We start from the raw sequence: 20,329 nt of genomic DNA, 5'->3' as shown, positions 1-20,329 counted from the left end.
CGCCTTATCCTCAATCAGAGCCAGGAGCAGCGGGTTTCCGCAAAAAAACTGGCCTCTACCAGAGGAGAAAATCCAACAGCTCGACTTGCATTCACATATGAACGGTGGTTTCAAAAACCTTTCGTCCGCCGATCCAACTTGACTTCAACGCAAGCTCGGGCGTCAGAATTATGAAATCCGCGTCGGTTCCAGGCAAAAGCCGGCCCTTCTGCTCAGCAATACCCACGGCGTCGGCGGGATAAGTCGAGGCCATCCGGAGCGCTTCGTCCAGTGGTAAGCCGAGCCTCTCATGCACGATACGCACAGAGGAAAGCATATCAATGTCGGCGCCGGCGAGGGTACCGTCATGTAGCGTCAGGCGTCCACCCTCACGCACGATCTCGCGGCCATTCAAGTGAATACGTGTCAGGTCGGTGCCGATGCTGGACATCGCATCAGTTACCAGGAAAATCCGGCCGGGGCCTTGTTTGCTTCGGATCGCGATGGCCATCGCTGCCTGGTCGACGTGGAACCCATCGGCGATTATCCCTGCAAATAACGTCCCGGTCGCCAGCGCTGCGCCGACGACCCCCGGCTCACGGTGACCCAGACCGCTCATCGCATTGAACAGATGGGTGACGACGCGCGCTCCAGCTGCTGCGTATGCGCAGGCAGTCAAAAAGCTCGCATCGGTGTGGCCGAGGCTGATGGTGATACCTGCATCGGTAAGTCGTTTCACCTGCTCGATGGTTGTGTTTTCCGGAGCAACCGTCACCATCAGGCAGCCGAGCGCCTGCATGCAGGCAAGCAATTGATCGAGATCTGGCTCTTCCATCGCACGGATGAGCGATGGATCATGAGCGCCTTTTCTCACCACGGATAGGTGCGGTCCTTCGAGATGCAGTCCGAGAAAGCCGGGTATGGCAGCTGCTTTCGCCTCGACACCGGCCTTTATGGCAGCGGTTGTTGCCTCGCACGTGTCGGTGATCAGCGTCGGCAGCAACGCCGTTGTGCCGAACCGCGCGTGGGCTTCACAGATCTTCCGAATACCCTGAAGCGTGGGCTGCTCATTCAAAAGCGCACCGCCGCCACCATTGACTTGCAAATCGATGAAGCCGGGGACAAGAATATGTCCGCGTGCGTCGACCGTTTCGCCAGTGCAGCCGGCAGAATTTTCCGGCACGATCGAGACGATACGCCCGGCTTCGACAACAAGGACGGCATCTTCATGCCATCCCATGCCGTCGAAGATCCGAGCGCCCTGTATTTTTAGGTTCGAACTCATCGCGTTTCGGTGACCTTCTTCAGGTTAGCGGGTGCATCCGGATTATGGCCTCGCGCACGTGACCAGGCTTCGACGAAAACGTAAAATGGCAAGATCAGCACCAGTGCATCGGTGATCGGATGCCCGGTCTCAACGAAGGGCAGCGGCTTTGCCCTTACCGCGAGCTGCGACGTGATATGGACGAAGGCCCCCTTGGCAACCAGTTCGTCAGCCACTTGCGCGACCGAAGCCTCCGCGGCGTCACGGGCCGCAAGTGCCAGTATCGGAAAGCGAGTGCCGACGATTGCGACGGGGCCGTGTAGTACTTCCGCCGCAGAAAAGGCCTCGGCGTGAATTCCTGTCGTTTCCTTGAACTTCAATGCCGCTTCGTTGGCGATCGCCAGCGCCGGTCCGCGACCCAGCACATAGATGGATTCGGCTTCCCCGGCGTCGGCGGCGAATTCCCGCCATTCGAGGGTGGCCGCTGCGGCAAAGTGCATCGGTAAATCCGACACCGCACGTTTAAGAACAGGATCTCCCGTCCACTCGCCCAACACCGCAAGGCCTGCAACGACGGAGTTCACATAGGACTTGGTGGCAGCCACGGCATTTTCCGGACCGGCCAGAATATCGAGCGAATGGTTGCAGGCTTCCGCAAGCGGTGAGGGCAGCGTATTCGTCAATGCGATCGAGGTGGCGCCGGCGCGCGTGGCTGATTCAGCCAGGGCGACAATATCGGGACTTTTGCCGGATTGCGAGATCGCGATGGCTGCGCCGCGACCAAGGTTGAGCTCGGTGCCATAGATGGACGCGAGCGACGGTCCAATCGAAGCCACGGGCAATTTGGCCGTGAGCTCGATCGCATATTTCAGGAACAACGCGGCGTGGTCGGACGAGCCGCGCGCGATGGTCACAACGAATGCAGGGTCCTTGGCGCGCAAAGACGCGCCGATCAAAGCGAATTCTTTCGCTGAGCGATCGAGCAACCTCGCCGCAGCTTCTGGAATTTCGTCGATTTCTCGGCGCATGTTCGTTTGCGTGGTTGCCTGCATGATTGCGGTCCTGTTTCGTGGGAGGAGTTTCAGTTTTCGGGGATGGCCAGTTCAGTGACAAAACAATCGGCATCCCCTCGAAGAAGTGCGCGGGTGAATGCGATCGCCCGGCCCGAAGCAAGATAGGCCACGCATTTCGTCAAGAGACCGGCCGCTCCAATGGTGACGCCGAGCATGCTGGCATCCGGATCATCGATGTTGCATGCGAAAATCCGCTGGATCGCTCGGACGGGTGTAAAGTTCGCATCCCCGAGGGATTTGTAGATCGAGCAGGTGACATCTGGCGCGTAGGGCAGGAACTCAGAGGAAATGCATGTACGTTCGATAGCAAGCGGCCGGCCCTCTGACCTGCTCAAGCGGGTGAGGCGCGCGACGCGACTGTCGCCTGACAGGCCGAGTGTGATCATCTCATCGGGTGTCGGACGAGAGGTGCAGCGCTCGATCCACTCCACCTCCGCGTTCGATCCATTCCAGGGAACGTTACCTGACAAGATGTTCGCGTATGATAGAAGCCGATCAGCGCGGACCGCCGATCCTGCAACGAAGGTTCCGGAGCCGGGCCGACGGACCAGAAACCCGTCGCGGGCGAGATGGTCGATTGCTTTGCGGACCGTGACACGGCTGACTTGCACGTGGTCAGCAAGATCCCGCTCGGAATAAAGAACGTCGCCTTCTTTGAGTTTACCCGAGAGGATCGCCTCTTCAAGCGCCAGACGAAGCCTGTGATAGAGCGGACCGGCGCCCCTGATGTCTATGCCCCATCGTGGGAGCATGGCCGCAGGGCTTTCACTCATTGGATAGCCTTCAGACGCCCGAAGCGCGAGACCGCCAGGGCTACCGCCCCGGTCAGTGCATCGCCCTCCGGTAATGCCAGCAGATTTTGATGCCGGGCGGCGATCCAGGACGGATAGAGCGGCCCCAGCCCCCGAGAAGGCAGACCTTCTTAGTTCCTCGTGCAACGAGACGATCAAGCGCTTCGTCAACAGAAACAGCGGCGTCCTTCAACAGTCGCGCAGCAACGGCATCGCCCTGTTTCGCGTGTTCGAATACCCGCGGCGCATAGCGGCCGAAGTCACCGGGGTTGCCTGCCGCGCAAACTCGACAATATTCCGTGGATCGTTTTTGAATTCAGCAAGGACGGAGGCGCTCGCCCCGGAAATGTCATGGATGCCGTCATGAGCGAGCAGCGTTTCTTGCAAAAGCGCATGTCCAATACGAGCGCCGCTGCCAAGGTCGCCGACAGTAAAGCCCCATCCACCGGTGTAGGTCACCGTATTGAGCTGACGTGAGAGGTAGATCGTGCCTGTTCCTAAAATGGCGACAGCTCCGTCCTTATCGCCAAGCGCACCATGCAGCGCGATCAGCCCGTCTGACTCGATGTCTGCCTCGGCGAAGGGTAGCCTGTTCTTCACGTAGTGAACGGCGTCGCCGACATTGTTGCCCGCGACACCAACAACCGCACACGCCGAGGCAATACTGCGCGTATCGATGCCAGCTGCGTTGCATGCCGCGCGGGTCGCATCGGCAATGTTCTCAAGCGCCCTATCCGGATCGGAGAGAATGTTGGCTGGGCCAGCTTGGGCCCGCGCAAGAATACGCCCGTCTGGAGCGGCAACTGCTGCACGGCAGCTCGTGCCCCCGCCATCGATTCCAATCAGGTAAACCGTCATACGCTCGTTCCTTCAGGGAGGTCTCTGACGCAACGCCGATGCGCTTGGGTCGTGCTAACCACACCTTTTTCGTTAGTACGTGCGTCGCACAAACATACTAGATTGTCAATCTGAAACCGAGTAGAGAGGGAATAGTCACCCTAACCCAAGGAACCGCTTCATGCCCTTTGATGCAAATCCCTTCCCTGCAGCCAGCGACCGCCATGCCATCTGGGAAATGCTCGTGCGAAAAGACGTCGATGGCTTCGTCGCACAGGATTGGACGATTTTTGCCCCATCGTTCAAGTTTGACGGGTTTTGCGGACTGGATGCGAAGGGCTCGCTTGATCCCGCAGACTGGGAGGTCCGGTTTCCAACTGTTGAAGCTTATCGGGATGCTTGGCTCGCAGATGCCCAGCGCTCAGCTTCAACCCGATATGCCGAGGACCGTAGAGATGCGATTTATCGTGCTTCGAATATGTTGGACATCCGCGTGGAAGGGCAAACAGCGACCGCGAGAAAGACGTTCAATGACAAAATCGCCCTTGAGGACGGCGGCTCCCAGACATTGAACTGGCAGTCGGTGTTCTTTTGCACGAAGGAAGGCAGCGCTTGGAAAATCAGCGGTTTTGTCGGCTTCCTGCCATTCGCAGCCGACGGCTGAGAAAACACAACGTCGTTGCAACATTCGGCAGGGCTCGGGCTCATGGTCCGCATGAACATGACGTCGTGCATTGATCGATGGAGCTGCATCTGTGCACCTGTGATGATCGAGAACTTTTGGCCGATTTGGTCAGCAATAATAGCGGAGGGTTTCTTTGCCGCAGGGCAAAGGACATGTCCGGCCGCACAATACCAGAGATGACCTTGGTCTCGCCAACGACAAGGTCGTCTGCCAACAGTCGCCGAGCTAAGGTCTCGGCGTCGCGATCACGGCACTGACGTATACGGTAAGTCCTTTGACGCGATCGGGGCAGCCTGCATTCCGTTTTTTGCCTCTCTCTTTTCCGCCGCTGTCGCGGAAGACGGCAGTCCCGACCCTAACGGTCGCACGCCCAAGTCCCGCCCTTAGAAAATTCGATTGCGCGCCTGCAACTCTAAAGGAGGCCCAGGGAGCTGCGGCTCAGGTGCGAATTGATGCCTTGCAGTTGCCTCAAATGACCAGCTTGAGGTGGCTTGATAAAACCAGGCCCGCCGCGCCGCGCAGCGCCGTATGACCCTCGCCGATACCGTTCACCGTAATCGATATCTCCTGACCGGGTCTCTTCACCACAAGCTGCTCGACATGTTGCCTGATCAGCTCCGCAGCCCTCATGCCGCCTCCGGCGACGTCTCCATGCAGGACGTAGGAGTTGAGGGACAGTGTTTGCTGCAGATTGACGATGCCGAAAGCGACATTGCGTGTGTAGCGGTCGAGCAGCTCATCTGCCGCGTTTGAGCCCTCGTCTGCTTCCTTGACAAGCCGAGCACAGGTGATGCTTTTGGGATGTGGCAAGCCCATGCGGGCGGCTTCTTTTCGCAGCCAGGGAAGGGCAGCGACGGTCTCCCAGCAGCCATGCTTTCCGCAATTGCAAAGGGCACCATCGATCTGCACAACGCTGTGACCGAGCTCGCCGCCGGATCCGGCAAGTCCACGGTAGACCTTACCATCGATGAAGAAGGCTCCGCCGAGAACCTCACCGGTATAGACTGCTGCGAAATTTTGTTGGCCGCGCCCGGGCCCGAACCATCGGTCACCCACAAGCAAGGCACGGGGGTGATGATCGATGACAACCGGAAGAGAGAAGCGTTCTTGTAATATGGCTACAAGGGGAAGTCCTGTCAGGACGGGAGCAAGGTTGACAGTAAGAATCGTCCCATTGTCACTGTCGATCATTCCAGCAGAGGCCACGCCAATGCCAAACGGCGCCTGGTGGGCCTCAGACAGTGTAGCAGTAAGCGTCTTTGTCATGACCGCGATGAATGCCTCTGTGTCGCCAACCGGATCAAACTCGGCTTTTGTGACAGCCTTGATCTCACCAGTTAGCGCGACGAGGCAGGCTTGTATTGTGCCAGGCAGAAGGAGGACAGCGCCAAGCATCGGTGCGTCGGGGTTGAAATAAAGCGGTCGAGCCGGCTTGCCGCCTTTGACGTCGGACGGCGACGCATCTCCCTCGACGAGAAGCTGGTCCTCGATCATCGGCTGAACAATACCGGTTATCGTGGTCCGGTTGACGCCGGCAAGTCGTGCGAGATCTGCCCGGCTTTTGGGTCCGTTATCATACAAGGCTTGCAGGACGCGACCACGGTTTATGGCGCCAAGTGCCGACTGCGAGACAAGCGTCACGTTGCCGCCATTTTCGCCGGCAGCGACTTCTCTGCTGGCGGGGGTGCGCTGGCCCAACGAATAGGACGGCTGGCTGTCAAACTTCAATTTTCATCTCCAATCTGCTTGATCCTTTGTAGCCTGTACATTCTCGAACGACCAGACAGCATAAGGCGTTTCAAGTGACGCCAGCAGGATGGCGGGGGCGCGTCGCGGTAAGCGGAATTTTCACTGTGGCGACTTCTTGACACTATCATAAGTTTGTGCGAAGTACAAACTAACTGCTGACAAAAGCACACTAGGGGTAACGATCTCAGTCTCAATACCGGTAGCCTAAAGGGCTGCGCTGAGGGGCTTGGATTGGATTACAAATCAACTGAGGAGGCTCTTATGACAATCGATATCGGAAATATGTCGCGACGTGACCTGCTGAAAAGCGCTTCCGTCGCAGCTCTTGTGGCTGGCGCGGGTTCATTGGCCGTTCCACGCCGAGGTGCAGCACAGGATGCGAACACGGTTCGCGTCCTGTCCGTTGAAGACCCATTCTTCTTTTCGATGAAGGCGTTGGTGCCCGAATACGAGAAAGAAACCGGCATCAAGGTGGAACTGGAGAGCCTCTCCTATGACGCCCTTCAGTCGCGCCTCGTCTCTGCTTTTGTCGCCAAGACCTCGGACGCCGATGTCATCGTGGTCGACCAGATGTGGCTCGGGCAATATCTCGACAATGGCTGGATCATCTCGCTGAACGATTTCATCGCCAAGGACAACGAATTCGACCTTTCCGACTTCATCCCGGAGGTCCTCTATTCTTCCAACATGTGGCGCGGGCAGGTCGGCACATTGCCGGTCGCCGCCTATGCGCAGGGTGTCATGTACCGCAAGGACGTCTTTGACGAACTCGGCATTGCAGCACCGCCGACCGAGACGTCGGAAGACTGGACCTGGACGAAATACGTCGACACATTGAAGTCGATGGAAGGCAAGTCATTTGGCGGCAAGCCGCTCTTTCCGACCGTTGTCTGCGGCTCTCAGCCGTCGCCGATCGTCCACATGTTCACGCAGGTGTCAGCAAGCCACGGCGCGAACTGGTTCAAATCGTTCCCGGCCGCTCCGTGGGATTTCGCCCCGCAGCTGACAAGCCCCGCCTGGATCAAGTCTGTCGAAGTCTACAGGCAGCTCTACAAGCTGTCTCCGCCAGAAGCGATCAACTATGTCTGGTTTGATGCCGGCACCCGTTTTGCCAAGGGCGACATCGGCATGTTCTACTGGTGGACCCCGTATTTCTACCTGATCAAGAACTCCGGCTACATGACCGGCAAGAAGTCGGACATCATGGACAAGTACGCAACCGCGGCCTTGCCGAAAGCCGAGGGCGTGCCTCAGACGGTCAGCCTGGGCGGCTGGAGCCTTGGCATCCCATCGAGTTCCGAAAGGCAAGAGGCAGGGTACGCTTTCATCAAATGGGCGACTTCGAAGGCTACGCAGAAGAAAATGGCTCTTTGGCCGGACCTCAACTATCAGTTCTCCGACTTTGCGCGCGTTTCGCTCTATCAAGACGAGGAAGTCAAGGCGATCTATCCTTACCTCGATGTGCAGTACGCAATGATGAAGCAGGGTAATGGCAAAGTCACGCGCCCGCCTGTACCTGGTTACACGGCCGTCGAAAGCGTGCTGGGCCTTACATTGAACCAGCTCCTGACCGGCACCGAAGAGCCGAAGACCGGCCTCGAACGCGCCAACAGCCTGTTCGAGAGCATCCTGAAGGGCAATCTCATGATCCCTTATCAGAAGGACAGCTATGCAGATACTCTTGACGGGGCCAAAGCTCTGATGGTCAAGAAGTAATAGAGTTCTCCTCGGGCCGGCGCGACCACAGTCGCGCCGGCAGCCACGTGAAGAAGAACTGGATCTGGCAATGCACACGACAATTGTTCGCTCGCCGCGAGCCCTCGGGCCTGCCCGGAAGAGCTTTATCCGACGAAACCTGCCTTACTTGCTGATCGCGCCTTCGGTCGTGATGCTGCTCGCGCTGATCGCCTACCCCTTGCTGTTTGCCCTAAGATCGAGCTTCTACTTCTGGAATCTGCAAATTGGCCCGGAGCCGCTCCAGTTCGTTGGCTTCGAGAATTATGTGCAGGCCTTCAACGCATTCGACTTTCGCGCCGCACTCACCAATACCCTGATCCTGTCGATCCTTGGCACGGCACTTGAGTTCATATTCGGCCTAGCGATCGCGCTCATCCTGCTTAAGGCACTGCCTGGCATGAACGTCGTGCGTGCCCTGCTGATCCTCCCCACCACGATCGCGCCCATCGTCGTCGGCTTTTTATTCCGCTACCTCTACGATCCCGGTGGCGGACTGTTGAGCTGGGTGTTGCAGTCGCTTTGGCTCCCGGTTCCCGCGGAAGGAATTCTCGGCTCGCCATCGACAGCGCTTGCCGCCATCCTCTTCGTCGACATCTGGCAATGGACACCATTCTTTGCAATCGTTCTCTATGCGAGCCTTTTGGCCGTTCCCGATGAGATTTTAGAGGCCGCACGACTGGATCGGGCATCTGCGTGGACGATCCTGATGCGGATCAAGCTGCCGCTGATCAAGCGCACCGCGATCATCATCGTCATGCTGCGCTTCATGCAGATCTTCAACACCTTCGACACCGTGCTTGTGCTCACGCGCGGCGGACCGGGCACCTCAACGCGTACCCTTGGATACTCCCTCTACGAACAGGGGCTGGTGAACTTCAACATCGGTCTCGTCAGTGCAATGACCTGGATCACCGTGCTGATCGTCAACGTCATCGTTGCCCTCTACGTCTTTTTCGCGTTCCGAAACGAGGAGTGGTAAAATGTCCCGTCGCCACACGAGCTTCAACACAGCACTCACCTATGCCGCCGGCCTCCTCTTCCTGGCAATCTTCGTCGGTCCGATCCTCTGGTTCATCGCCCTTGCGATCCGCCCGGCCGAGACGGCATTCACGATGCCGCCGCAACTTACCTTCGAGCCCAATCTCGACGCATTCCGGCACATCCTCGTCGATCCCGGCACCAATGCACCGCAACTGGTCAACAGCCTGATCGTTGCGATTGGTGCTGTGCTCCTCAATCTGCCCTTTTCGGTGCCTGCTGCCTACGCGTTGTCCCGATTCAAGCTGCGCGGCAAAAAGAACATCATGTTGTGGTATCTCGGCTTGCTGATGGCCCCGCCGGTCGCGTTCCTGATCCCGTATTTCATCCTCATCACGCGCATCGGTCTCCAGGGTTCCTACTTCTCGATGATCCTCGTCCTGCAGACGCTGACGATCCCGTTTTCGGTCTGGCTGATGAAGAGTTTCATCGACGAAGTGCCGGTGGAACTCGAGGAGGCTGCCCGGGTCGACGGCGCCCGTTGGTACACGATCATGTTGCGGATCACGCTGCCGATCGTTCGTCCCGGCATCATTGTCACCTCGATGTTCGCCTTTGTGTTCGCATGGAACAACGCCGCTTTTCCGCTGGTGCTGAGCTCGCGCTCTACCGCCACCCTTCCGATCGGAACACTTGGATATTTCGCGACGAGCGGAGTGACTTGGAACTACATCGCCGCCGCTGCGGTGCTCGCGATGATACCTCCGATGATCATCTTCCTTGTTTTCGATCGATACGTCGTTCGAGGCCTCACCTTTGGTTCGGTGAAGGGCTGAGCTTTCCCTTTATGAATGGAGTAATGCAATGAGCAAACTGCGAATGGGCGTCATCGGCGCCGGTCTTTGGGGCGGCAATCACGCCCACACTTTTAATGTCTTGCCGGAGACCGAGCTGGTCGGCGTCTGCGACCTCGATGAGGGCAGGGCGCTGAAGATGAAGGAAACCTACGGCGCAACGCAGGCCTTCACTGACTACCAGAAGCTGATCTCAAGCGATCAGATCGACGCCATCTCAGTCGCGACGCCTGACTTTACCCACACGCCGATCATTCTCGCGGCTCTGAAAGCCGATAAACACGTGTTGAGCGAAAAGCCGCTTGCGACGACAGTACGTGAAGCCGAGGAAATTGCCGTGGCTGCCGCAAAGTCCAAGGGCAAGCTGATGATTGACTTCCACAACCGTGTGAATCCGATCCTCGCCCAGGTCCGCGACATGATTCAGGACGGTCAGATCGGCCTGGCAAAGCACGGCACCGCACGTCTTTCGAATACGACATTCGTTCCATTCGAAATGCTGAGCTGGGCTGCAAAGTCTTCGGCACTCTGGTTCTTGGGCAGCCATCTGGTCGATGTTCTGCGTTTTATTCTCGCAGACGAGGTGGTGCGTGTTTATTCCGTCGCGCGCTCGGGGACCCTGTCGGCCGGCGGCGTGGATACGAAGGACTTCCATGTGTCGATCCTTGAATTTGCCAAGGGCACGGTCGTGACCATGGAAAACAGCTGGATCCTGTCGCGTGACAATCCTTCGCTCGTCGATTTCAAAATCGAGTTCGTTGGTGAAAAGGGCCAGGTCCAGGCGGACCCTACGCATAGTGGGGGCCTGCGCCGGATCGTCGACGGCGGACTAAAATACAATGACTATATCGGCATAACACCGACCGGCGCGACGCGTATCGGCGGCTTTGTCCTGGAATCCATTGCTCGCTTTGTCGATAGCGTGGTGCGCGACGCTCCGCTGCTGGCAGATGCACAGGACGGCCTGGCAAATACCAAGATCCTGGCTGCGATCGAGGAATCCGTCGCGACCGGCAAGGCCGTGAATATCGGCTAAAGCCGGAACCAGAAGCGCGGGGCATGTCCGCACGAACAGTGCGGCTTGCCTCGCTTGAAAATACGGGGAGTAGATAAAAATGGCGTCCATGACCTTCGACGGGATCGGCAAGACCTTTCCGGACGGAACTGTTGCCGTTGCGAATGTAAGTTTTTCGGTCGCGGACGGAGAATTCGTCGTGTTGGTCGGCCCGTCGGGTTGTGGCAAGTCGACATTATTGCGGATGGCAGCGGGTCTTGAAACGCTCAACAGCGGTCGGCTGCTGATGGATGACGCTGATGTCACGGAGACTGAGCCGCAGGACCGGGATATTGCGATGGTTTTTCAGAACTACGCGCTTTACCCCCATATGTCTGTCTACGACAACATGGCATTCGGTCTGCAGCAGCGAAAGATGCCCAAGGACAAGATCGACAAGCTGGTTCGCGACGCAGCGGAAATGCTCGATCTCACCCGCTATCTTGAGCGCAAGCCCGGGGCATTGTCAGGTGGTCAGCGCCAGCGCGTGGCGATGGGCCGGGCGATCGTTCGCCACCCCATGGCCTTCCTGATGGACGAGCCTCTTTCCAACCTGGATGCCAAGCTCCGCGTGCAGATGCGCGGGGAACTGAAGCTGCTCAACCAGCGGCTCGGCGTGACGACGCTCTACGTAACCCACGACCAGGTCGAGGCCATGACCATGGGCGATCGTGTGGCTGTGCTGAAGCCGGTGTTCAACGGACAGGAGAGCAATCTTCAGCAGATCGACACCCCGCAGATGCTCTACGACAAGCCAACCAACCTCTTTGTGGCCGGGTTCATCGGCTCGCCCGCCATGAATTTTGTGCGCGTCGAGCTGACGGCGGAAGCCGGGTCGCTCAAAGCTGCGGTAACTGGAACGAAGATATCATTTTCCATCCCTGCCAAGGCGACATTATCGGCCTACGCCGGGCGACAAGTCATTGTCGGAATTCGCCCGGAGATGTTCCAGGTTTGCCCTGAGTCTGAAGCCTTGTTCAATGAGCAGGTCCCGGTTGCCGAAGCACTTGGAGCCGACACCTTCGTCTTTTTCGACATCGCGTCACCGCCGGTCAACATCAACGATGCTGAAGATACCGAAGACTTTCCCAATAAGGGTAAGAACCGGCTCGTGGCGCGTATCCCACCGGCGCTGACACCACGTCCCAATCAACTGCTGCCACTGACTGTCGATCTGGAGAAGTTGCACTGGTTCGATCCTGTAACGGGGACTGCGATCCGCGACTGACAGAACATGCACGAACTGTCGCCAGCTAGGGGTTCAACTCTCTTTTTCTCCTGCCCTCCCAGGCAACTTGGCTGTCGTCGAATTCGAGTTCGGCGGCAGCCATTTTTTAAAATTCGAGACATCAAACCATCAGAACCGAACATCCGTGCGCCGTGAGTGACACCGGGCTTAGAGGAGTGGCTTGTGAAACACGTTTCCATTGTCGGCAAGTTCTTTATCATCATGGCTGTTTTTGGTGTCACGGCGCTGGGCCTGACGCTCTATCAGAGTCGGCAAATGCTCAAGGTAAACGATAGCTACCAAGGGCTTCTCGACCGGGGTTCATCGGCAGCGCTTCGCTTGACACAGTCGAACCGAAGTCTTGAAACAGCGCGTGCCAGCATCAGCGACATGGTGATGACGCGGTCGAAAGAGGCGAGGGCGCGCGCCGAAGCGGGCCTGAATGACGCGCGAGAGAACTTCGTCAGGTTCATGGATCTGGCTGTCCAGGCAGTTCCCGAGCAGAGCGAACTGCCGAAGTTGAAGGCGGATGGATTCTCTGTCCTGACCGACACGTGTGGTGCAGCGATCGCTGTGGCCCGCGGCGCGACCAGTGAAGCCGAGCTTGCCATGGTGCAGCAACTCTATCTCATTTTGTGTCAACCCGCCTTTGCTGCCATCTCGCCGCGATTCACATCCGTGACCGAACAACTTGCCTCCGATGCAGAGCAAAAGCGTGCTGATGTTTCACGCGTTGTCCGTGACACGTCCGTGCTGAGTTTAGGCGCAGCTATTGCGGCACTCCTCGCTATCTCGTGCTTCGGTTTTCTCGCAATTCGCGCCTGGTTGGTCAAACCGATCAAGCAGATGGTGGCGACGATGAAGATCATCGCGGAAGGCGATCTCACGTCGACCGTCGAGGGAACGTTCCGCCGCGACGAGATCGGATCTATGGCCCGAGCAGTGCAGATCTTCAAGGACAACGAGCTAAGGGCGCGGGATCTGGAAAAGGATGTAGAGGCAAGTCGTGGCGCAAACGAGATTGAACGTGCGCGCATCGCCGAGACCGAGCGTCAGCGCGCGCGGGATATGGCGGAGGCCACGTCCGGGCTTGCAGTGGGCCTGAAACATCTCGCCGGCGGCAACCTCGTGTTCAGGCTAGACGACAATTTCGCCGGGGATTTCGAACCGTTGCGCGCGAACTTCAACGCTGCTGTTGCCCAACTCGCTGAGAGCTTGAGAGCCGTGTCGCACGCCACCGGATCAATAGATGATGGCGCGCAGGAAATCAGTTTGAGCGCGCAGGACCTGTCACGCCGCACGGAGCATCAGGCTGCTTCACTGGAGCAAACGGCCGCCGCTCTGGATCAGATTACCCAGAACGTAGCCAGTTCCTCAAAGCGCACGGCGGAGGCGCGGCATGTTGCCATTGAGGCGAACAAGTCGGCGCGCCATTCCGGTGAAGTGGTCTCCAGCGCTGTTGCGGCCATGCAACGCATCGAACGGTCATCCTCGCAAATCTCGAGTATCGTCGGTGTCATCGACGAAATCGCGTTTCAGACCAATCTCCTGGCGCTCAACGCAGGCGTCGAGGCCGCACGGTCGGGCGAGGCTGGAAAAGGTTTCGCAGTTGTCGCCCAAGAGGTGCGCGAGCTTGCTCAACGCTCCGCGCATGCTGCAAAGGAGATCAAGGATCTGATCCTCAATTCGGTTGACGAGGTCAGCGGTGGCGTCAAACTGGTCCGCGATACCGGCGAGACGCTCAAGATCATCGAGGAACAGATCGTGCTGATCAACACTCAGCTTGATGCCGTCACAGCGGCTTCCAACGAGCAGTCCGTAACCCTTTCCGAGGTCAACCGGACAGTCAATCAGATGGATCAGGTTACGCAGCAAAATGCTGCGATGGCCGAGGAATCCACGGCTGCAAGCGCGGCACTTGCCATCGAGGCAAAGCGGTTGCGCGGGATTGTTTCGGAGTTTCAAATTGACGCGAGTGACACGACTGACGGTCGGCAAACCGGTGATACAGATCCGGACTTAGCGTCTTCGCCAGCTCATGCGATACTAACACAGGTTGCGCAAAGACTTGGGATCGCAAGAGACGTTTGAACAGCGGAACGCTGTCGGTCGTGAATGCGGTACATGCGTCCACGTAGTCTTTGGGGCGTGGGCCGTCCAGTCTAGTGCCTGTCCGCAAACGGTAAACTGCTGAAAATATTGGGTGAATCGCGATATTTCCGCGGGCAAAGCCCGGCGGTTTCAGGTACACTTTAGATCAAGCGACTGATTCTAAAGGGAACCCTGTAACCGCCGGGGCTCTGTTGCAAAAATCCCGCTGATGTCGGAAAGAGCGCCGAAGATTTTCAGCGAGACTATTGATGAGCGATTTCAAGCGTCATTTTCAGGGTGAAGTGATTTTGTGGGCGGTGCGATGGTATTGCCGCTATGGGGTCAGCTACCGTGACCTTGAGCAAATGATGGGCGAACGGGGTGTGCCAGTCGATCATTCCACGATTTATCGTTGGGTTCAGAGATATGCGCCGGAGATTGAAAAGCGGTTGCGATGGCACTGGCGCCGGCCGCAGTCAACGAATTGGCGCGTTGATGAAACCTATGTGAAAGTCCGTGGACAATGGACGTATCTCTACCGGGCCGTCGACAAATTCGGCAACACGATCGATTTTTATCTGTCCCGGACCCGCAATGCCAAAGCGGCCAAACGCTTTCTCGGCAAGGCTTTGAATGGCCTGAAGGACTGGGAAAAGCCAACTGTCATCAACACCGACAAGGCCCCGACTTATGGCATGCCATTGTGCAATTGAAGGCCGAAAGCAAATGTCCCGTAGAACTCGTGCACCGACAGGTCAAATATCTGAACAACGTCGTTGAGGCCGATCACGGCAAGTTGAAGCAACTGATCAAACTGGTGAGAGGGTTCAAGACGCTGAAAACGGCCTATGCGACGATCAAAGGTTTCGAGGTCATGCGCGCTTTGCGCAAAGGACAGGCTGCGATTCTCAACCTAACGGGCGACATCCGTGGAGAAGCACGCATTGTTGAACGTGCTTTCGGCATCGGACCAAGCGCGCTGACGGAAGCGGTAGCACTGCTCGCTCAGAGTCTCGAAAACCGCGAGGCTGCCAGGTAATCGACGTACCAACCAACGGCCATTATGACCAAAATGGAAATTTGCAAGAGAGCCAGGGTGTCCAAAAAGGGGCCGCCAATCGGCCGGCGCGACATGAGCAAATTGAAGGAGATAGCCCATCCCGTTTCATCGTCCAAGAAAGAATACATTCGTGGACGGCAACCCCCATCAATCCATCGATGCAAAATCGAACGGCCCTCTATCTGCGCGTCTCGACCGCCGATCAAAAGCCGGATCTGCAATATGATGGCCTTCGCGATTACGCCGAACGCGCCAAGCTCAATGTCGTCGGAGAGTATCTGGATGTTGCCGTCTCCGGCCGGCGCGAGGGGCGGCCCCAACTCGGTGCCCTGATGGCGTCCGCGCGAAACCGCGATCTCGATTGCGTGCTGGTCTGGAAATTCGACCGCTTCGCCCGCTCTACCCGCCACCTTTTGACCGCCCTTGAGGAGTTCGATCACGTCGGCGTCCGCTTCATCAGCGTCCAGGATCAAATCGACACCGCAAGCCCCATGGGCCGCGCCATGTTCACCATCATCGGGGCAATGGCAGAGCTCGAGTCCTCGCTGATCAGCGAGCGCGTCACTGCCGGCATGCGCGCTGCCAAGTCCCGGGGCAAGCAGCTCGGCCGCCCACCCGTCTCACCGCATATCGTCGCCGAGATTGAACGTCTGGCCGCGGAAACGGATCTCAGTGTTCGCCAAATAGAGGAAAAATTCACGGAAAGGCGAGCCGAGGCATCATCGGCGAGATCACCAAATTGACCCGGTCGCCGCCACAAAAGGCCTTGTGACCGGTTTTTACATGTATCCTCAACCCACCCCGACTGGGCCATGTTGGCAAGCGGCCACAGATAAAGCTCACAAGTACGATCGGATCATCGATCTCGATATCCAGTTCAGAGGCAATCGATTCAGTTGCCTCCAGATGCTCGACCTTCAATATTTGTCGTGTCGGCGCGTAGTTTAAGCCGGAGGATATTCTCTTCGAATCGCGTGCGGGCACCCAGTCGATAGGAGATTGCGTTCTCACTGACAAAGGTGCCGCGTTGGCCCAGCGAACAGAGTTCCAAACAGGCTGGGAGGCAGAGGACACCAGCCACCAACGACCACGTCACCCGTTGATTACGGCGCCCTCGACATAGGTAGCGCTTCCAACTTGGACGCGGCGCAGAACCTGTTGAAAACTGCCGAGGCGTGCTTCGAAGGCCTCGTTCCGAACGTCTGGGATCGCCCGCGGCGCATGTCCCAAAACCTCGTGCAGCACGCGCCCGCTCATTGCGTCCGGCGGAGCGATCCGGAGAAGGTGCAAAATCGTCGGTGCGAAATCGCAGATGCCCGAGGGAATACCGCAGACAGAGCCCGGCGCGGAAAAAGCCGAGCCGGCGACGATGCCGACTGCGGCGAGTTCCTTCGGATGCAGTCCGCCATGGACGCCCAGCCCGGTGCGGCGATCATTGTCATAGAAAGTTCCGCCGATGAGGCCAAACGGATCGACGCCGTCATCGGCGCGGAAGGAAAAGGAGACGTCCGGGGCACGAGTATGATCAGCAAAGACCAGATGGCTGCCAAGGCTGCCGGGCGCGATACCCTGGATATCGTTCTTCGGGCGGGTGAACACCGGTCCACACCACGGCTGGCTGGTGATCACCGCCACCAACCGCGCAATCTGTTCGGTACTGGGGTCAGCGAGATACAGCGCGCCGACCTGACCAGGGACGACAACGACATCGACATCCGGTGCGGGGGCCGTACCGGCACGAAAGCCGGCGTCACGCAGACTGTCGATCACCGAAACACGTGTATGACCCGTGATGTGACCATGGTCCGAGATCGCGATGATCTGCACGCCTTCGGTGCGCCCTTCCGCCTCCCACCAGTCGAGCACACGCCCAAACTGTCGGTCGCAATGGGCGATAATGCCACGCGTCGCCTCGGCGCCGGTGCCATGAAAGTGCGAAGTGATGTCGGGTTCGCCATAGGAAAGAACCGTGACGTCCGGTCGGTATTTCGGCCAGACCACCTCAAGAAAGGCCGAGGTGATCCAGTCCTGCCCGGCCGTGTCAGGCTCGGTCTCGGGCGGCGCTGGCTGTAGCGGCCCAACAACGGCTTCAGCTTCCGCCAATGCATCGTTGGGCGTGCAGGCCTCCGGAAAATGTCCAGAAAGTCGAACATGCCCGAAATCCTCCGCCTTGTGATGGAAGAAGCGTGTCGTGCCAGGTGTGTTGGTGGCCAACACGGCCATGCTGCGCCCAGCCGCAGCGAGGATCTCGCCAAGCGTCGGCACAGACATCAGTCGTCCACCGCTTTCCAAGTCGAGCTTTCGCAGGAGCACGGCGTCTGACGTATCGATATAGCGCGGTGGCGCAACCGAACGGTCGACATACTTGTTGCCGACCATGCCGTGCCCACCGGTGGAGGTGCCGGTGACGAGGCTTGGGAATGCCGAACGGGTTTCGCTGGGATAGATCGTCCGATGGTTCGACAGCGTTACGCCAAGCGACTGCAAACGGCACAGGTTCGGCATCAACTCCGGTGAGACAAGGTCGGGCCGAAGGCCATCGAAGCTGACGATAAGGAATTTGCAGTGGGAGTCCGGTGTCATGATTCGTTCCTATCGCGCTTGCTGTTGTTAAATTGCAGCGGCGTCCCGGCCTTGCCTAGACGCCATTGCGATTGGCGACTTGAAACTGCAGCATCGGCCCGAAAATCGGAATCGATTTTCGGAAAGCATGATGCGTAGATTCAAAGAGTTGAGACGCGTCCGATTGGACGCGCGGCGCTCTAGAGCCAATCCCTCGATCACCATTCGGTTAATAGACCGCCGTTCTCCATTCAGGGTGATCTTTGCTGTCGCCGGTGACAAGATCGAGGTAGAGGTGCTGTAGCCTTCGGGTGATCGCACCGGACTCACCAGAACCGACAGCGATGCGATCGACGGAAGTTACGGGAGTGATCTCTGCACCAGTACCGCAGTAGAAGACTTCTTCAGCCAGTATGAGTTCTGTTCGATCTACGTCTCGTTCGACCGTCTTCAGCCCCAAATATTCTTCGGCGATCTCCATCACCGTTTGTCGGGTGATTGATTCCAGAATGTCATTTGTTGCGCTTGGTGTGATCAGTTGGCCGTCACGCACCATGAATACGCACATAGCGGGCGCCTCGGAGAGCTTACCCCTAGAGTTCAGGAGAAGTGCCACATCGTAACCATCACGCTGGGCCTGCATCACCGCCAAACGCGAGTTGTGGTAGTTGGCGTTGCATTTAATCCTCGCTGGCATGACATTGTCGGGCATTCGCATCCACGAGCTGATCTGGGCTGAAGCGCCCGCGCTAACCTGTTTGGTCGTTGCTCTCGGTAGCGCTGTGATGGCGGTGCCCACAGGCCCGGTTGCACCCATCTCGCCCATCTCGTCGATGAAAGCCATCATGCGAATATGTACGGTGGTTCGAAACTCGTTCGCCTTGCAAACGTCCATCAGAGCCTGCGTCAATTCTTTATCCGAAGGACCGGCATCGAAACGCATGGCCTTCTGCGAAAAGGCATAGCGCTCGAGATGCTCCTTGAGTCGGAACAAGTAGATCTGCTCTTCGGCAGGATTCCAGTATCCTCGAATCCCTTCGAAGATTCCAATGCCGTATTTCGCGACTGGCGAGAACACATGTACTTTTGCGTCGTTCCACGGAACGATTTTTCCATTGAAGTATGCGAATTCAGGTAGTGTCATAGTTTGGTCCCATCAAATGATTTGCGGCGTAGCGATTTTCACCGGAAGAAAGCACCAGCGATTGCATCCAGACCGCGTTGAAGCACCTCCCGATCTCTTGCCTTGCCAGTTCCAAATCTGATGCGATGGGGAGCGGAACCGCCCGCGATCAGAAACGTGGTCGCGGGGCCGACTTCCGCGCCGCGGCGTTTGCAGTCTTCAACGAAATCAGAGAGTTCCCTGTTGGCCGGAACGTCCATCCAGACATGCAAGCATTCCGGCGCGGTGCGGAAACTGACGCCTTTCAGCGTTTCAGCCACCATGTTTTGCCGTGCGCGGGTTTCATCGCGGACAGCAGAAATGATCCTATCAGCACCGCCATTATGAATCAGTTCCGTCGCAACCCCCGCATTGGCGGGTGCGATCATCCAGTAGGTCATGCCGCTCCCAGGCCAGAACAAGCGAGCCGGATCAGTTTCTTTGGGCGTGACGAGATAGGCTGCCTTCAGGCCCGCTCCGATCGATTTGGCCGTGCCAAGCATATAGTAGGTGATCTCTGGCGCCAGTTCGGCGAGTGGTGGCGGCAGATCCTCTGGCAGGAGCGCGTAAATCTCGTCCTCAAATATCGCGACGCCATGCTTTCTCGCAATCGCGACGATTTCCTTCCGGCGCTCCAGGCCCATCAAAGCAGTCGTCGGATTCTGCAACGTGGGCAAAGTATAGAGCGCTTGCGGCTTATGCTGTTCACACACTTTCTCGAACGCGTCTGGTATGATCCCTTGATCGTCCAGTTTGACGCCAACCAGATTAAAGCCCATTTGCTTGGCGAATTTCGCCATGGTGGGGTAGGTCAATTCCTCGACTGCCAGGACGCCATTCGTTCCGATGAGCGCACCGCAAAGCACGGTCAAAATTGCCTGCGTCGAGTGGGACAGAACAACCCTATCCGGATCAGGGGCCACGGAAAGGCGGCGCGTAACGAACTTGGCGCCGGCCACACGATCCTCGGGAAAACCCAGGAATTGATGGACACCGATCCAGTCCATCGGCTGCCTTGCTTCGAGGACATTCTTCATCGCCGAGCGATACTCGGGATCGAAGACATCGGGGACACGCGGCGGAAGGTTACCCGTCATGGGAACAGGAGGCAGCGAAGAGCTCGCCGGTTTCTGTGGTTCGATTTGAGGTGTTCCTATGGCAGTGTTCATGATGGCCTCGTGCAATGCATTGGTTGAATTTGAATATGGTACCCGCGCAGCGAGCA

The 20,329-nt window shown here is 57.8% G+C and carries 15 protein-coding genes and 2 pseudogenes; 9 read left to right on the top strand and 8 right to left on the bottom strand.

Annotated features, from left to right (window positions below; translation table 11 throughout):
• Positions 1-91: 91 nt before the first annotated feature.
• The 4 genes and pseudogenes from nagA to P6U16_RS28140 form a co-directional block, all read right to left on the bottom strand.
• The gene (gene nagA, locus P6U16_RS28155; RefSeq protein WP_277704957.1) at positions 92-1,264 is read right to left on the bottom strand and encodes an N-acetylglucosamine-6-phosphate deacetylase; all 1,173 of its coding nucleotides are present in this window, start codon (positions 1,262-1,264) and stop codon (positions 92-94) included.
• Positions 1,261-2,295, bottom strand: coding sequence for an SIS domain-containing protein (locus tag P6U16_RS28150; protein WP_277704956.1), 1,035 nt, complete (start codon positions 2,293-2,295; stop codon positions 1,261-1,263). Before P6U16_RS28150 ends, nagA begins: the two co-directional genes overlap by 4 nt.
• Positions 2,296-2,324: 29 nt before the next feature.
• Positions 2,325-3,089, bottom strand: a complete 765-nt coding sequence (locus tag P6U16_RS28145; protein WP_277704955.1) for a GntR family transcriptional regulator — start codon at positions 3,087-3,089, stop codon at positions 2,325-2,327.
• Positions 3,086-3,965, bottom strand: a pseudogene (locus P6U16_RS28140) (N-acetylglucosamine kinase). Before P6U16_RS28140 ends, P6U16_RS28145 begins: the two are co-directional and overlap by 4 nt.
• Positions 3,966-4,125: 160 nt before the next feature.
• Here P6U16_RS28140 and P6U16_RS28135 point away from each other — a divergent pair.
• Positions 4,126-4,608 (top strand): hypothetical protein, encoded by a 483-nt coding sequence (locus tag P6U16_RS28135; RefSeq protein ID WP_277704954.1) that lies wholly within the window; start codon positions 4,126-4,128, stop codon positions 4,606-4,608.
• Between the two features lie 489 nt (positions 4,609-5,097).
• Here P6U16_RS28135 and P6U16_RS28130 read toward each other — a convergent pair whose 3' ends face one another.
• Positions 5,098-6,357: an ROK family transcriptional regulator gene (locus tag P6U16_RS28130; RefSeq protein WP_277704953.1), complete on the bottom strand. Its 1,260-nt coding sequence runs from the start codon at positions 6,355-6,357 to the stop codon at positions 5,098-5,100.
• Positions 6,358-6,639: 282 nt separating this feature from the next.
• On the opposite strand from P6U16_RS28130, the gene P6U16_RS28125 reads away from it, so the two are divergent.
• The 8 genes and pseudogenes from P6U16_RS28125 to P6U16_RS28090 all read left to right on the top strand — a co-directional run bounded on the left by P6U16_RS28125 (position 6,640) and on the right by P6U16_RS28090 (position 16,123).
• Complete coding sequence (locus tag P6U16_RS28125) at positions 6,640-8,094, top strand: substrate-binding domain-containing protein (protein ID WP_277704952.1); 1,455 nt, start codon at positions 6,640-6,642, stop codon at positions 8,092-8,094.
• A 70-nt stretch (positions 8,095-8,164) separates the two neighbouring features.
• Complete coding sequence (locus tag P6U16_RS28120; RefSeq protein WP_277704951.1) at positions 8,165-9,094, top strand: sugar ABC transporter permease; 930 nt, start codon at positions 8,165-8,167, stop codon at positions 9,092-9,094.
• A gap of 1 nt (position 9,095) precedes the next feature.
• Positions 9,096-9,929, top strand: coding sequence for a carbohydrate ABC transporter permease (locus P6U16_RS28115; RefSeq protein ID WP_027681768.1), 834 nt, complete (start codon positions 9,096-9,098; stop codon positions 9,927-9,929).
• Positions 9,930-9,957: 28 nt separating this feature from the next.
• Positions 9,958-10,983 (top strand): Gfo/Idh/MocA family oxidoreductase, encoded by a 1,026-nt coding sequence (locus tag P6U16_RS28110; RefSeq protein WP_277704950.1) that lies wholly within the window; start codon positions 9,958-9,960, stop codon positions 10,981-10,983.
• A gap of 79 nt (positions 10,984-11,062) precedes the next feature.
• Complete coding sequence (ugpC, locus tag P6U16_RS28105) at positions 11,063-12,229, top strand: sn-glycerol-3-phosphate ABC transporter ATP-binding protein UgpC (protein ID WP_277704949.1); 1,167 nt, start codon at positions 11,063-11,065, stop codon at positions 12,227-12,229.
• A 183-nt stretch (positions 12,230-12,412) separates the two neighbouring features.
• On the top strand, positions 12,413-14,320 hold the full coding sequence (locus tag P6U16_RS28100) for a HAMP domain-containing methyl-accepting chemotaxis protein (RefSeq protein WP_277704948.1): 1,908 nt from the start codon (positions 12,413-12,415) through the stop codon (positions 14,318-14,320).
• Positions 14,321-14,589: 269 nt separating this feature from the next.
• Positions 14,590-15,359 (top strand): annotated as a pseudogene (locus P6U16_RS28095) (IS6 family transposase).
• 179 nt (positions 15,360-15,538) lie between these two features.
• Positions 15,539-16,123, top strand: coding sequence for a recombinase family protein (locus P6U16_RS28090; protein ID WP_277704947.1), 585 nt, complete (start codon positions 15,539-15,541; stop codon positions 16,121-16,123).
• Between the two features lie 349 nt (positions 16,124-16,472).
• Here the strand turns inward: P6U16_RS28090 and P6U16_RS28085 are convergent, their stop codons facing one another.
• The 3 genes from P6U16_RS28085 to P6U16_RS28075 all read right to left on the bottom strand — a co-directional run bounded on the left by P6U16_RS28085 (position 16,473) and on the right by P6U16_RS28075 (position 20,288).
• A complete protein-coding gene (locus P6U16_RS28085) occupies positions 16,473-17,963 on the bottom strand; it encodes an alkaline phosphatase family protein (RefSeq protein ID WP_277704946.1) in 1,491 nt (496 codons plus the stop codon).
• 208 nt (positions 17,964-18,171) lie between these two features.
• On the bottom strand, positions 18,172-19,086 hold the full coding sequence (locus P6U16_RS28080; protein ID WP_277704945.1) for a branched-chain amino acid transaminase: 915 nt from the start codon (positions 19,084-19,086) through the stop codon (positions 18,172-18,174).
• Positions 19,087-19,124: 38 nt separating this feature from the next.
• Positions 19,125-20,288, bottom strand: a complete 1,164-nt coding sequence (locus P6U16_RS28075) for a PLP-dependent aminotransferase family protein (RefSeq protein ID WP_277704944.1) — start codon at positions 20,286-20,288, stop codon at positions 19,125-19,127.
• Positions 20,289-20,329: the final 41 nt, after the last annotated feature.

This window comes from Rhizobium sp. 32-5/1 (genome assembly GCF_029537235.1).
Classification (GTDB): Bacteria; Pseudomonadota; Alphaproteobacteria; order Rhizobiales; family Rhizobiaceae; genus Pararhizobium.
Note: the sequence above shows the minus strand (reverse complement) of the source record. Positions and strands in the feature narration are given on the sequence as shown.